General features: G+C 42.1%; 1 protein-coding gene. It reads right to left on the reverse strand.

The genetic code is table 11. The features are described 5' to 3' along the window. Nucleotides 1-734 (reverse strand): cysteine peptidase family C39 domain-containing protein (locus A3763_RS00860; protein WP_369823072.1); only part of this gene is annotated, 734 nt, incomplete at both ends.

The following is a 734-nucleotide window of genomic DNA, read 5'->3' on the forward strand; positions in this document are numbered from 1 at the left end:
ACCCTAAGGTCACATCAACCCGATTGGTGGTATGCGAGAAGACGTAGGTTCGAAGGCCATTCAAAATCACATCGAATAAGGAAACGACGATTAAACCGAAGCACAATACATCGAGCGTAGTTAAGCCCTGATGGACGAGTACTTTGTCGATAATCACCTGAAAGAACAACGGCGTAATTAGTGCAAATAACTGAATAAAGAAGGAGGCAACCAAGACCTGCATCAAGATCTTTTTGTACTTGATAATAGCGGGGATAAACCAGGAAATATCAAATTTACCGTTCATACCTGGCAGGAGTGAACGTCGAGTAATTAGAATAATTCTGCCATTCCAATAATCTTCGAATTCACTAAGAGTGAAGACTTGTGGTTTTTCAGAACCAGGCACTTGAACAAGAACCTTTTCATCTGCGACTTTGGCAAGAATAAAGTACTCACCATTTTTACTCAGGCCTATCGCAGGTAAGGCCATCTTTTCTAACTTAGCGATGTCTGCTTTTGTTAGTGAGGCTTTAAGTTTTAGGTGTCTAGCAGCACGAACGATATCTTTATCATTCAGACAAGAGGCCGAGTTTTTAGCTTCGGATGAAGGTTCATTAGTACCAAAGTAATGACGAATCTGCTCTGGATCTGCAGCGACTTGGTGATAACGTGCTATTGATACCAGGCAAGCTAAGCCCGTATCAACGGATGAAGACTTTCCAGCCTCATTTGAAGCATGACTAGACACAACG

It is taken from the genome of Oleiphilus sp. HI0128, assembly GCF_001635365.1.